The sequence below is a fragment of the Sphingomonas donggukensis genome, from assembly GCF_023674425.1.
Lineage (GTDB): Bacteria > Pseudomonadota > Alphaproteobacteria > Sphingomonadales > Sphingomonadaceae > Sphingomonas > Sphingomonas donggukensis.
The window spans coordinates 2,554,798-2,568,753 of record NZ_CP098401.1; the positions used below are offsets into that span (position 1 = coordinate 2,554,798).

The following is a 13,956-nucleotide window of genomic DNA, read 5'->3' on the forward strand; positions in this document are numbered from 1 at the left end:
GCTACCCCACGCCCAGCGCCAGCTTCCCGTCGCCCTCGTCCACCGTCACCGTCGCGCCGTCGCGGACTTCGCCGCGGAGGATCAGGTCGGCCAGCGGGTCTTGCAGATACCTCTGCACCGCGCGCTTCAACGGACGCGCGCCGTACACGGGGTCGTAGCCGACGCGGCCGAGCCACGCCTTGGCGGCGTCAGTGAGGGTCACGGTCACCTTGCGGTCGGCGAGCAGCTTGCCGAGGCGAGCGACCTGGATGTCGACGATCGGGGCCATGTGCTCCGCGGCCAGCCGGTGGAACAGGATGATTTCATCCAGCCGGTTGAGGAATTCGGGGCGGAAGTGGGCGCGCACCACGTCCATCACCTGGGGCTCGACGCTTGCCACATCCTCGCCGTCGCCCAGCGACGCCAGATACTGGCTGCCGAGGTTGCTGGTGAGGATGATGAGCGTGTTCGAAAAATCGACCGTGCGGCCCTGGCCGTCGGTCAGCCGCCCGTCGTCCAATACCTGGAGCAGCACGTTGAACACATCGGCGTGCGCCTTCTCGACCTCGTCGAACAACACCACCTGATAGGGGCGGCGGCGGACAGCCTCGGTCAGCACGCCGCCTTCCTCGTAACCGACATAGCCCGGCGGCGCACCGATCAGCCGGGCGACGGTGTGCTTTTCCATGAACTCGCTCATGTCGATGCGGACCATCGCACTGGAATCGTCGAACAGGAATTCGGCGAGCGCCTTGGTCAGCTCGGTCTTGCCGACGCCGGTCGGCCCGAGGAACAGGAAGCTGCCCAGGGGGCGGTTCGGATCCTGCAACCCTGCGCGGCTGCGACGGACGGCGGTGGCGACGGCGCGGACCGCATCGGCCTGGCCGATCACGCGCTTGCCGATGGTCTCCTCCATCTTGAGCAGTTTCTCGCGCTCGCCGGTCAGCATGCGTTCGACCGGGATGCCGGTCCAGCGCCCGACCACGCCGGCGATGTCGTCGGCGGTCACTTCCTCGCGCAGCATCGCCGCACCGGTCTGACCTTGCGCGTCCTCGAGCTGTTTGGTGAGCGCGGGAATCGTGCCGTAGGAAAGCTCCGACATCTTCGCGAGGTCACCGGCCCGCTGCGCCTGCTCGAGCTCCAGCTTCGCCGCCTCCAGCTGTTCCTTGATCTTTGCCTCGCCCGCGATCTTGTCCTTTTCGCCCTGCCAGCGCGCGGTCAGGCCGCCGGACTGCTCCTCGAGATTGACGAGCTCGCCCTCCAGCGTCGCCAGCCGGTCGCGGGACGCCTGGTCGCTTTCGCGCTTCAGCGCCTCGCGCTCGATCTTCAGCTGGATGATGCGGCGGTCGAGAGTCTCGATCTCCTCGGGCTTCGATTCCACTTCCATCCGGATGCGTGACGCCGCCTCGTCCATCAGGTCGATCGCCTTGTCGGGCAGGAAGCGGTCGGTGATGTAGCGGTTGGAGAGCGTCGCGGCGGCGACGATCGCGCCGTCGGTGATGCGGACGCCGTGGTGGAGCTCGTATTTTTCCTTGAGGCCACGCAGGATCGAGATGGTGTCCTCGACGGTCGGCTCGTCGGCATAGACCGGCTGGAACCGCCGCTGCAGCGCGGGGTCTTTCTCGACATACTTGCGATATTCGTCGAGCGTGGTGGCGCCGATGCAGTGGAGTTCGCCGCGGGCGAGCGCGGGCTTCAGCAGGTTCGATGCGTCCATCGCGCCATCGGTTTTCCCTGCGCCGACCAGCGTGTGCATCTCGTCGATGAACAACACGACCTCGCCCTCGGCGGCGCGCACTTCGTCGAGCACGCCCTTCAGCCGCTCCTCGAACTCACCGCGGTATTTCGCACCGGCGATGAGCGACCCCATGTCGAGCGCCATCAGGCGGCGGTCCTTCAGCGTGTCGGGCACGTCGCCATTGGCGATGCGCAGCGCGAGGCCTTCGGCGATCGCGGTCTTGCCGACGCCGGGCTCGCCGATCAGCACGGGATTGTTCTTGGTGCGGCGCGCCAGAATCTGGATGGTGCGGCGGATTTCCTCGTCGCGGCCGATCACGGGGTCGAGCTTGCCGTCGCGCGCGGCCTGGGTCAGGTCGCGCGCGAATTTCTTGAGCGCGTCGTAGCGGTCCTCGGCGCCGGCGGTGTCGGCGGTGCGACCCTTGCGCGTCGCGTTGATCGCGGTGTTGAGCGCCTCGGGCGTCGCGCCTGCGGTCTTGAGCGCCCGACCGGCGGGGGTGTTGAGCGACAGCGCGAGCGCGACCAGCAGGCGCTCGACGGTGACGAAGCTGTCGCCGGCCTTGCCCGCGATCTGTTCGGCCTGGTCGAGCACGCGAACGGCGTCGTTATTGAGGCCGGGGGTCGTCTGCGCCCCGCTGCCGCTGACCGCCGGGATCTTGCTGAGCGCGAGGTCGGTTTCGCTGACCGCGCGCTTCGCATCGCCGCCCGCCGCGCCGATCAGCCCGGCGGCCATGCCCTGCTCATCCTCCAGCAGCGCCTTCAGCAGATGCTCCGGCGCGATCTGCTGGTGGTTCATGCGGATCGCGACGGTCTGTGCCGACTGGAGGAAGCCGCGGGCGCGGTCGGTGAATTTCTCGAGGTTCATGGGGCCATCCTGTGCGTGTCACCGGCGAAGATGGTGTTGCTTTTGGGCAACACAAGGGGCTCACTTGGGCCGCACGGCTTTCGGCTGGTCCTTGGCGAACTGCTCGCCGAACGGGCTGCCGACGTACCAGCGCGGGCGTTCGGGCGCGTCGGCCAGATCGCGCGCGACCTCGTAGTTCACGGTCGCGAACTTCGCCGCGGACACCCAGTCGAACGGCAGCGAGGGCTGATCGGCGGGGGTGTGGTAGGTCTTGCCCAGGAACTCCTTGAAGATGCGCGCGCCGTCGTTCTTCGATCCGGTCGCGAGCATGACCGACGGCACGCCCTGCTTCACGAAGCTGTAGTGGTCCGACCGCACGAAGACGTTTTCCTCGGGCATGAAATCGGGCGACAGCGCGATGCCGGTCCTGGCCGCCGCGCGCGCGACCGCTTCGCCGACGGTCGAATGCTCGGCGCCGAACGCGACCACGTCGTCCAGCTTGTAGAGCAGCACCGGCATGTCGAGGTTGACGTCGGCGACGACGCTGGCGCCGCGCGGCACCGCGGGATGGCGCGCGAGATAGTCGGAGCCGAGCAGGCCGTCCTCCTCCGACGTCAGCGCGACGAACATCACGCTGCGCCTGGGCGCCTGTCCACTGGCGACGAAGGCGCGCGCCGCCTCCAGCATGGTCGCAACGCCGGCGGCATTGTCCATCGCGCCGTTGAAGACCTTGTCCTCGCCCTTGGCCGCCGGGTTGACGCCATTGTGGTCGAGGTGCGCGGTCAGCAGGACATATTCGTCGCGCAGTTTCGGGTCGCTGCCCGGCAACACGCCGACGACGTTGGGGCTGCGCGATTTTTCGACCAGGCTCGACTGGGCGAGTTCCAGCGCCGGGACCAGCGCGAAGCCGCGCGGGCGCGCGTTCTTCTTTGCAGCGGCGGCGAAGACCTTGGCCGGGGTCGTCCCGCTGCCGGCGAACAGCGCGTCGGCGGCGGGGCCGTGGACATAGGCGCTGGCCTTGATCCCCGGCGCGGGCAGGCGGACGGTCCCATCGGGCTCGACCACGCGCTGGCGGGCGGCGCCGACTGAGGCACGCGCGCGCTCCCAAGGGAATTGCTTCAGCATCGTCGGCGTCGGCAGCGTCAGGATGCCGATCGCGCCGCGGCGCTCGGCCATCTTGGCCTTCTCCGCCGACAGGCTGGCGCCGATTTCGCTCGGTGTGCCGGTCGGGACGCCCGGCAGCACGACGACGAACTTGCCGCGCACGTCGAGCCCGCGATAATCGTCGAAGCCTTGTGCCGCCGCGTCGATGCCGTAGCCGACGAAGACCGCGTCCGCGCTCAGCCGCTGGTCCTGGAAGCGCCCGTCGGGCAGGATCGCAACGTCGCCGCCATTGTCGAACCGGCGCCCGCCGATGGTGAGTGCGGCGGGTTTGGTGGGATCGAGCCGCGCCTTCTGGAAGGCGATCGACTGATACCAGCCGCCGGCGTCGCCGCCCGGTTTCAGCCCGAAGCCGTCGAAGCGGCTGGCGACATATTTCGCCGCGATGTCATAGCCGCGGGTTCCCGCATCGCGCCCCTCCAGCAGGTCGTCGGCCAGGAAAGCGACATGGGCGCGCATTTCCTCGGGGCGGATGACCGGGGCGGGCGCTGCGGTCTGGGCGGCGGCGGGTACTGCGGTGGCGGCAAGCAGGATGGTGGCGATACGGCGCATGGAAACTCTCCCCTTTTGCGAAGGGTTTCGGTGAAAGACCTGCCGGGCGCAAGCCGGCGGATGCGAACTGCATCGCCCGTGCTTGCGCGGGAGCGGAGCTGCTGTGTACGCTGGTCCCCATCCTCCTCTCGCGATGGAACCTGACCCCCATGATCCGCACTCTCGGCCTCGCCACCGCCACGTCGATGCTCGCGCTCGCTGCGCCCGCCCATGCGCAGGCGCCCGCGTCCGGCCCGTCGCTCCAGAGCCTCGTCGCGCAGGTCAACATCCCGTACGAGACGTTCACGCTGCCCAATGGCCTGCGCGTCATCGTCCACACCGACCGCAAGGCGCCGGTGGTGGCCGCGTCGATCTGGTATCACATCGGATCGAAGAACGAGCCGAGGGGCAAGACGGGCTTCGCGCATCTGTTCGAACACATGATGTTCTACGGGTCGGAAAATGCACCGGGCGCGTTCTTCGGGCGGCTGGAGGAAATCGGCGCGACCGACTGGAACGGCACGACCTGGTTCGATCGCACCAACTATTTCCAGACCGTGCCCACCGGCGCGCTCGACCGGATCCTGTTCCTCGAAAGCGACCGCATGGGGCATCTGCTCGGCGCGGTGACGCAGGAAAAGCTCGATAACCAGCGCGGCGTCGTCCAGAACGAGAAGCGCATGGGCGAGAACGAGCCGGGCGGCCTGGTCGAATATGCCGAGCTCGCCGCGCTGCTGCCCGAGGGGCATCCGTATCGCCACTCGACGATCGGATCGATGGCCGACCTCAACTCGGCGAGCCTCGAGGACGTCAAGAACTGGTTCCGCGAGCATTACGGCCCGAACAATGCGGTGCTGGTGCTGGCCGGCGACATCGACCTCGCGACCGCCAAGACCAAGGTCACGAAATTCTTCGGCGACATCCCCAAGGGTCCGGTGACGACGCGCCCCGCCGTGCCGATCCCGACGCTCGCCGCCCCGGTCGAGAAGGTGATGAAGGATCGCGTCGCCCAGACCCGCCTGTCGCGCGAATGGACCGCGCCGGGTGCGGTCGACCAGGAAAGCAACACGCTCGACCTCGCGCTCGACATCATCGGTGGGCTGGGCAGCTCGCGGCTGTACGACGCGCTGGTCCGCAAGGAAGCGGTCGCGGTCGGCGTCAGCGCGAACCTGCAACAGCAGGAGAATCTGTCGTTCGTCGAGATCAACGCGCGGGTGAAGCCGGGCGTGGACGCCGCGCTGGTCGGCAAGCGAATGGACGAGATCATCGCCCAGTTCCTGAAGGACGGGCCGACCGCGGACGAAGTGCGCCGCGCGGCGACGACGGCGCTGGCCGCGCGCGTGAAGGGGCTGGAACAGGTCGGCGGCTTCGGCGGCAAGGCGGTCGCGCTGGCCGAAGGCGCGGTCTATTCGAACGACCCGGCCGAATATAAGCGCGACCTGCAGACCATCGCGTCGGCGACGCCCGCCAGCGTGCTCGCGGTCGCGCGCAAGTGGCTCGGGCGCCCGGTGTTCAAGCTGACGCTGGAGCCGGGCGAGCGCTCCGCCGCCGATCAGGCGCTGGCCGGCAACGACACCGCGGCGGTCGAGGCGAAGGCGGTGACCGCGCCGGCATCGACCACGCCGCCCGCCACCGCCACGCGCCAGCAGCCCGCGGTCGGCCAGGTCGCCGACCTGCAGTTTCCCGCGATCGAGCGCACCACGCTGTCGAACGGGATGAAGGTGGTGTTCGCCAAGCGGACGACGGTGCCGGTGGTGCGCGTCGCGGTCGGCTTCGACGCGGGCAACGCCGCCGACGACCATGCCAAGCTCGGCACCCACGCGCTGATGGTGTCGATGTTGGATGAGGGCACGACGACGCGCAGCTCCGCGCAGATCGCCGAGGACGAGGAGCGGCTGGGCGCGACGATCCAGGCGTCGGGCGGGATGGACAATACTGCGGTCAGCCTGTCGGCGCTCAAATCGAACCTCGCGCCGTCGCTCGACCTGTTCGCCGACATCGTCCGCAATCCCGCCTTCGCGCCCGCCGAGGTCGAGCGGCTGCGCGCGACGCAGATGGCGCGGATCGCTGCGGAAATGACGCAGCCGCAATCGATCGCGCTCAGGATGCTGCCGCCGATGATCTACGGCAGCCAGCATCCCTACGGCATTCCCTTCACCGGATCGGGCACGCCGCAGGGGACGAAGGCGGTGACCCGCGACGACCTCGTCGCTTTCCACGCCAAGTGGATCCGCCCCGACAACGGCACGATCTTCGTCGTCGGCGACACGTCGCTCGCCGAGATGAAGCCGCTGCTCGAAAGCCGCTTCGGCACCTGGAAGGCCGCCGCCAGCCCCAAGGGCGTGAAGGCGTTCGCCGCGCCGACCGCGGTGACGGGTGAGAAGATCGTCCTGATCGACAAGCCGCAGAGCCCGCAGTCGATGATTATCGGCGGCGAAGTGCTGCCGGTGAAGGGCAGCGACGATCCGCTGGCGCTCACCACCGCCAACGACGTCATCGGCGGATCGGCGACCTCGCGCCTGATCAGCAACCTGCGCGAGACCAAGGGCTGGGCCTATTACGCCGGCACTTCGGTGCAGACGGTGAAGGATCGCATGCCCTTCATGGTCATCGCGCCGGTCCAGACCGACAAGACCGGCCCGGCGATCGCCGAGGCGCGCAAGGACCTGACCAGCTGGCTCGGCACCAGCGGCACCACGCAGGACGAGGCGGGCCGCGCGATCCGCAGTTCGGTGCTGTCGCTGCCGGGCAGTTTCGAGACGGGCAGCGACCTGATGGGCGCGCTGATGCGGATCGAACAGTTCGGGCGCCCGGACGATTATTACGTGAAGCTGCCCGCCCGCTACCGCGCGATGACGCCTGCGACGATGGATGCCGCCGCGCGCGCCGCGATCAATCCGAAGGTGCTGACGTGGATCGTCGTCGGCGACGCGGCGAAGGTGAAGCCGCAGCTTGACACGCTGGGCATCCCTGTCGAGGTGGTCGGCGCAGCCCCGGCGACCCCTGCGACCCCCGCAGCGGCCCCGGTGGCAACCACGCCCGCCACGGCGCCGGCGCGGAAGTAGGAGAGACGCGACATGGCAAATATCGACGGCACCTGGGACACCGTGACGCGCTCGCCGATGGGCGACCAGAAGGCGACGCTGACGATCGCGAGCAGCGGCGACACCTTCGCCGGCCAGTATTCGGGCGCGATGGGCACGACCGAGATCAAGAACGGCAAGGTCGATGGCGACAAGCTGACCTGGAGCCTCGACATCACCGTGCCGATGCCGATGACCCTGACCGCCGAAGCGACGGTGAACGGCGACGCCCTCGACGGCCAGGTGACCGCGGGTGCCTTCGGCAGCTTCCCGATGACGGGGACGCGGGCCTGAGTTTCCGGCTGTAATGAATCGCGAAAGGGCGCGTCCGAGAGGGCGCGTCCTTTTTCAATAGGGATGCTTACGGCGATGGCGGCTAATGCCCCACTAGGTAAACTTCCATCTTTGGCGGGACAATTGACCTAAAGGGGGGGGCACATTAAGGTGTGATATGTTTCGCACGCTGCTCACCGTGGTTTCTATAGGCCTTTCCTCATCAGCGGTAGCAAGCGAGATCGCGGTGAAATGTAAGGGTGAGAGCACCACCTTTAATGCTTCACCGAGAAGTGAGCCATCGGTAAAGTCCGAACTAGCTCCAGACCAAATTTTCATCATCGACGATGATAAGAAGCGCGTTTGGAGATGGCTCGCGCCGCTGAGCAAGCGCGATCAGATGTGCGATGACGCAAGCTGCATTGCGACGTTCACTGACACTACAGTTGACCTTTTCTGGCAGCCAAAAAGCGACGTCTTGCAATGGCAATGGAGCCTGAAGCTTGACCGCTTAACAGGCCACGGAGTGTGGTATTTTCAGTCCAGTCGGCCAAATGAATTGCGGCACGTCAGGGTAGATATGATGTGCGCACCTACTGACTTGCCCGTGCCATCTAAACCTGCGCGAGCCTTCTAGACTGGACGGATGGCTATCCACCCAACTCCAGACGAAACCCCTACCGCCGCACCCGCGTCACATGCCCCATCTTGCGGCCGGCGCGGACCTCGTGCTTGCCGTAGAGGTGCAGGTGGGCTTCCGGCTCGGCCAGGATTTGCGGCCAGCGCGCGGCGTCTTCGCCGATCAGGTTTTCCATTTCCACGCCCGAGCCTGTCACGTCGGTCGAGCCGAGCGGAAGGCCGCAGATCGCGCGGATGTGGTTTTCGAACTGGCTGGTGACGGCGCCCTCGATCGTCCAGTGGCCCGAATTATGGACGCGGGGTGCCATTTCGTTGAACACCGGGCCGTCCGCGGTGACGAAGAACTCCAGCGTCAGCACCCCGACATGGCCGAGCGCGTCGGCGACGCGGCCGGCGAGCGTCGCGGCCTCGGTCCAGCACGCCGCGACCTCGGCGGGCGCAGGGATGGTTGAGGTGGCCAGGATGCCGTCCCTGTGGACGTTCAGCGGCGGCGGATAGCTGACGATCGTGCCGTCCACGCCGCGCGCCAGCACGATCGAGAATTCATGGTCGAAGGTGACGAACCCCTCCAGGATCGCCGGGGCCGCGCCGATCGACTCCCACGCCGCGGTCGCCTGATCGGGCGCGGTGATGCGCGCCTGTCCGTGCCCGTCATAACCGAAGCGTGAGGTCTTCAGGATCGCCGGCCAGCCGACCGCGGCGATCGCCTCTTCCAGTTCCGCGAGCGACGTGACCGCGCGCCACGGCGCGGTGCGCCCGCCCAAGCCCTCCACGAAGCCCTTCTCGTTCACCCGGTCCTGCGCGGTGGCGAGACTGAGCGCCGGAGGGCGGACCGGCACGATGGGGCTGAGCGCCGCGATCGGGGCGAAGGCGACATTCTCGAACTCATAGGTCACGACGTCGACCGCGCGCGCGAACGCGGCGAGCGCCCCGGCGTCGTCGTAGCGCGCGCGCGTCATCAGCGGCGAGACGTCGTTGGCCGGGCCGGTTTCGGGCGCGTAGATGTGGGTGCGATAGCCAAGCTGCGCCGCGGCCACCGCGAGCATCCGCCCGAGCTGACCCGAGCCGAGGATGCCAATGGTCGAACCGGGGGGCAGGGGGACGGTCATAACCTGGCCACCGTTAAGAAGGGCAGGGCTTCGACAAGCTCAGCCCGAACGGGGTTTGGGAGCCGCGGCATCAGTTCGGCGCGTCCGCCACGCCGTCGGTCTGGCGCTCTCGCCACGCGATCAGCCGCGCCTCGAGCGCCGCGTCGGCGGTGGCGAGGATCGCGGCGGCCAGCAGCCCGGCGTTGATCGCGCCCGACTTGCCGATTGCGAGCGTGCCCACGGGAATGCCGCCGGGCATCTGGGCGATCGACAGCAGGCTGTCCATGCCCTTCAGCGCCTTGGATTCGACCGGCACGCCGAGCACCGGCAGGTGCGTCATCGCCGCCGCCATGCCCGGCAGATGCGCCGCCCCGCCCGCGCCCGCGATCACGACCTTCAACCCGCGGTCGGCGGCTCCGGTCGCATAGTCGTACAGGCGCTGCGGGGTGCGGTGCGCGGAGACGACCTTCGTCTCATACGCGACGCCCAGCGTGTCGAGCACCTCCGCGGCATGGCGCATCGTGTCCCAGTCGGACGTCGAACCCATGATGATGCCCACCAGCGCCATGACGGCGCGCCTAGCGCATCGAACGCGGCAAACCAACAGCGGTGTTTGGGGCGGGGTGATCGTCGCGCGCGAGCGCAGTATTCCTAACCCCGTTCGTTTCGAGCGTAGTCGAGAAACGGATTGTGGTGCTGCGACCTGTTTCTCGACTGCGCTCGAAACGAACGGAGGGGTTGGGAGGGTGCTTGATCGTCAGCGCAGACGGACCGCCGCACCGACCGACTGATCACCGTGCTCCCGCGCTGGCGGGAGCCCAGGGCAACATACGCGCCGCCCGTGGCTCTGGATTCCCGCCTGCGCGCAAACGCCGGCTACCCTGGCAGCCCGCTCTCCAGCACCCGCGCCGCGACCGCGCAGTGCATCGCGATGCCCTTCGCCATCACGCTTTCGTCAATCGTCATCTTCGTGTTGTGGAGCGGCGGGTTGGTGTCGGGGTCGGTCCCCTCGGGCGCCACGCCGATGAACGCCATCGCACCGGGTATCTCGCGCAGGACATAGCTGAAATCCTCGCCGCCCATCATCGGCGCGGGCATCGTCCGCCAGCCGCCCTCGTCCATGTCCTCGGCGATGTCGCGCACCAGTTGGATCGCGCGCGGGTCGTTCATCGTCACCGGATAGCCCTCGTCGATGCGGACCTCGGCCATGCAGCCGTGGGCGAGTGCGACGTGCGTCGCCACGCGGGTCAGCCCGGCGCGCGCCTTCTCGCGCGTCTCGGGCGACAGCGTGCGCAGCGTGCCGAGCATCGTCACTTCGCCTGGCACGATATTGTAGGCGGAGCCCGCCGCGATCTTCGTGATCGACAGCACCGCCGGGTCGGTGACCGCGATTGTCCGCGCGACGAAGGCATTGAGCGCGGTTACGATCTCGCACGCGACGGGAATCGGATCGACGCATTCGTGCGGCATCGCGGCGTGCCCGCCCTTGCCGTGGACAATAATGTTGAGCGCATCGGTCGAGGCGAGCAGCGGCCCCGCGCGGCTGACGACCATGCCCGCGGGCATGTTGGGCGAAATGTGCAGCGCGAACGCCGCGTCGGGGCGGGCGACGTCGATCAGGCCGTCCTCGATCATGAAGCGCGCGCCGTGATAGCCCTCCTCGCCCGGCTGGAACATGAAGACGACCGTTCCCGGCAACGTCTCGCGCCGCGCACACAGCGCCCGTGCCGCGCCGACCAGCATCGCCGAATGGCTGTCATGGCCGCAGGCGTGCATCGCGCCGGGCGTTTTGCTGGCGAAGTCGAGCCCGGTTTCCTCGGGCAGCGGCAGTGCGTCCATGTCGCCGCGCAACAATACCGTGCGGCCATTGTCGCCGGCGCCCCCCGCACCCCCGCGCAGGATCGCGACGAAGCCGGTGGTCGAGGTCGATTCGTAGATCTCGAGCGGCAGCCCCTCCAGCGCGGCGCGGAGTTTGGCGGTGGTGCGCGGGCAATGCAGCCCGATCTCGGGATCGGCGTGGATCGCGCGGCGCAGCGCAATCACGTCATCCAGCTCGGCGGCGCCGGCGGCGGTCCAGTCCTTGGTGGGAGCATTCATCGGCACGGCCTCTCGTCAGTCGGGCCACCGATCTACGCGCGTCGGATGCGCGGCGCCAGCTTGCCGACGCGGCGGCGATAGGCCTCGTAATCCTGCCCGAACAGCCGGACCAGGTCGCGCTCCTCATAGGTGATCGCGACCAGCATGTACGCCGACATGCCGAGCGCCAGCACCAGATGCCCGACGCTCATCACCGGCGTCGCCCAGAAGGCGAGGAAGAAGCCGCTGTAGAGCGGATGACGGACGAGCTTGTAGAACAGCGGCTGGCGCAATTGCGGTGTGGGGGCGTGCGACCCGCGCCAGTGGTGGAACACCTGCGACAGCCCGAACAGCTCGAAATGATCCAGCAGAAAGGTGGTCAGCAGCACGATGCCCCAGCCGCTGGCGAACACGACCCAAACCAGCACCGCGGGAATGCCCGACACCGCCCACACCGTGCCTGCGATCGGGTGCCACAGCGCGAACAGCAGGATCAGCGCAATGCTGGCGAAAAGCACATAGGTGCTGCGCTCGATCGGGGCGGGCACGGTGCGCGTCCACCACGCCTTGAACCCGGCGCGCGCCATCACGCTGTGCTGGATACCGAACAGCGCGATCAGGCCGAGGTCGATGGCGAGCGCGGAACCGGCGGGCAGCGCCGGGCCGACGTCCACCGTTCGCGGCACGACCGGAATATTGCCGACGAACGCGATCAGGTATAGGAACGTCGCGAAGAACACCGCGTAAGCGGCGGCGGCGTAGAGCAGGTAGAGCGGGCGCGACACGGGGCGTCTCCCGAAGCGTTTCGCACCCGCGATGACTACCACGGCGCCCCGAGTCGCGCCAAATCGCTAGCCCTTGAACAAGCCCCCGAGCACGCCGCGCACCAGCCCACCGAGCAGGCCGCCGCCCGACGACGAACGGCTGCGCGACGATCCGCCCAGCACTGCCTTCGTCACTTCGTTCGCGATCGTCCGCCCGACGGTCGAGCTGGCCGATCGGGTGGCCGATGTGATCGCCTTGTTCCACGGCGAATTGGCGGCCTCGCGTTCGGCTGCACGCTGCGCCTGCGCCTGCAAGCGCGCGTCGCGGTCGGCCTCGCGCTGGGCGGCCAGCCGGTCGCGTTCGGCTTGTTTCGCGGCCTGCGCATCCAGCTTCGCCTGCGCGGCGGCGGCCTTGTCGGCATCGCCCGCGGCCTTGGCCTCGGCGGCGGCGGCGGCGGCTTCGTTCGACTTGGCGGCGAGCAGTTCCTCCGCCGATTCGCGGTCGACCAGCGTGTCGTATTTGGTGCCGATCGCATCGGTCTGGATCAGCACCCCGCGCTCGACCGGGGTGACCGGACCGACGCGGCTCGACGGCGGCTTGATGAGCGTGCGCTCGACGGGGGCAGGCGCGCCGTCGGGCTGGAGCAGCGACACCAGAGCCTCGCCGACCTTCAGCTCGGTGATCGCGGTCGCGACATCGACGCCGGGGTTGGCGCGGAACGTCTCCGCCGCGCTGCGCACCGCCTGCTGATCGCGCGGGGTGAAGGCGTTGAGCTTGTGCTGCACCCGGTTGTTCAGCTGCGCGGCGACCGTATCGGGAATGTCGATCGGGTTCTGCGTGATGAAATACACGCCGACGCCCTTCGACCGGATCAGGCGGACGACCTGCTCGACCTTTTCGAGCAGCGCCTTGGGCGTGTCGTTGAACAGCAAATGCGCCTCGTCGAAGAAAAACACGAGCTTGGGCTTGTCGGGGTCGCCAACCTCGGGGAGCGTCTCGAACAGTTCGGACAGCAGCCACAGCAGAAACGTCGAGTAGAGCTTGGGGCTCGCCATCAGCTTGTCGGCGGCGAGGATGTTGACGATGCCGCGGCCTTTATCATCCACGCCGATGAAGTCGTGGATGTCGAGCGCGGGTTCGCCGAAGAAATGCTCGCCGCCTTGTGAGCGCAGTTGCAGCAGCGACCGCTGGATCGTGCCGACGCTCGCCTTGCTGACGTTGCCGTAGGTCACGGTCAGTTCGTCGGCGCGGTTGGCGCATTCGGCGAGCATCGCCTGCAAATCGTCGAGGTCGAGGATCAGCAGACCCTCCTTGTCGGCGACGTGGAAGGCGATGTTGAGCACGCCTTCCTGCACTTCGTTCAGGTCGAGCAGGCGGCTGAGCAGCAGCGGCCCCATCTCGCTGACGGTGGTGCGGATCGGGTGGCCCTGCGCGCCGAACAGGTCCCAGAACTGGGTCGGGGTATCGGCATAGGCCCAGTCGGTCATGCCGATCTCGGCAGCGCGCGCGGCAAAGATTTCGTGGGTCTTGGCCTGCGGCGAGCCGGCCATGGCGAGGCCGGAGAGGTCGCCTTTCACATCGGCGACGAAGCACGGCACGCCTTCGCGCGAGAAACCCTCGACGATGCCCTGGAGCGTGACGGTCTTGCCGGTGCCGGTGGCTCCGGCGATCAGCCCGTGACGATTGGCGCGCTTGAGGACCAGTTCCTGGCGGGTGCCATCGCCGCTGGCGCCAATGAAGATCGAGTCGGCCATCCGCTATCCCTCTCGCTGTCAGGCGA

The 13,956-nt window shown here is 68.0% G+C and carries 9 protein-coding genes; 2 read left to right on the forward strand and 7 right to left on the reverse strand.

Going from position 1 to position 13,956, the window contains the following annotated elements; translation table 11 throughout:
- Position 1: 1 nt before the first annotated feature.
- Both clpB and M9980_RS12575 read right to left on the reverse strand, forming a co-directional pair.
- Positions 2-2,581 (reverse strand): ATP-dependent chaperone ClpB, encoded by a 2,580-nt coding sequence (clpB, locus tag M9980_RS12570; RefSeq protein WP_250751464.1) that lies wholly within the window; start codon positions 2,579-2,581, stop codon positions 2-4.
- A gap of 60 nt (positions 2,582-2,641) precedes the next feature.
- Entirely contained in the window at positions 2,642-4,273 is a 1,632-nt protein-coding gene (locus M9980_RS12575) for a M28 family metallopeptidase (RefSeq protein WP_250751466.1), read from the reverse strand.
- A gap of 149 nt (positions 4,274-4,422) precedes the next feature.
- Between M9980_RS12575 and M9980_RS12580 the strand changes: the two genes are divergently transcribed.
- Both M9980_RS12580 and M9980_RS12585 read left to right on the forward strand, forming a co-directional pair.
- A complete protein-coding gene (locus M9980_RS12580; protein WP_422921367.1) occupies positions 4,423-7,317 on the forward strand; it encodes a M16 family metallopeptidase in 2,895 nt (964 codons plus the stop codon).
- A 12-nt stretch (positions 7,318-7,329) separates the two neighbouring features.
- Entirely contained in the window at positions 7,330-7,629 is a 300-nt protein-coding gene (locus tag M9980_RS12585; RefSeq protein ID WP_250751468.1) for a hypothetical protein, read from the forward strand.
- A gap of 656 nt (positions 7,630-8,285) precedes the next feature.
- Here the strand turns inward: M9980_RS12585 and M9980_RS12590 are convergent.
- The 5 genes from M9980_RS12590 to M9980_RS12610 form a co-directional block, all read right to left on the reverse strand.
- Entirely contained in the window at positions 8,286-9,356 is a 1,071-nt protein-coding gene (locus M9980_RS12590; RefSeq protein WP_250751470.1) for a 5-(carboxyamino)imidazole ribonucleotide synthase, read from the reverse strand.
- Between the two features lie 70 nt (positions 9,357-9,426).
- Complete coding sequence (gene purE, locus M9980_RS12595) at positions 9,427-9,903, reverse strand: 5-(carboxyamino)imidazole ribonucleotide mutase (protein WP_250751472.1); 477 nt, start codon at positions 9,901-9,903, stop codon at positions 9,427-9,429.
- Positions 9,904-10,211: 308 nt separating this feature from the next.
- Positions 10,212-11,432 carry a M20 metallopeptidase family protein gene (locus M9980_RS12600; RefSeq protein ID WP_250751474.1) on the reverse strand — a complete coding sequence of 407 codons (1,221 nt, stop codon included), beginning with the start codon at positions 11,430-11,432 and terminating at the stop codon, positions 10,212-10,214.
- A gap of 32 nt (positions 11,433-11,464) precedes the next feature.
- Positions 11,465-12,196, reverse strand: coding sequence for a methanethiol S-methyltransferase (mddA, locus tag M9980_RS12605; RefSeq protein ID WP_250751477.1), 732 nt, complete (start codon positions 12,194-12,196; stop codon positions 11,465-11,467).
- 66 nt (positions 12,197-12,262) lie between these two features.
- Positions 12,263-13,930, reverse strand: coding sequence for a helicase HerA-like domain-containing protein (locus tag M9980_RS12610; RefSeq protein ID WP_250751480.1), 1,668 nt, complete (start codon positions 13,928-13,930; stop codon positions 12,263-12,265).
- Positions 13,931-13,956: the final 26 nt, after the last annotated feature.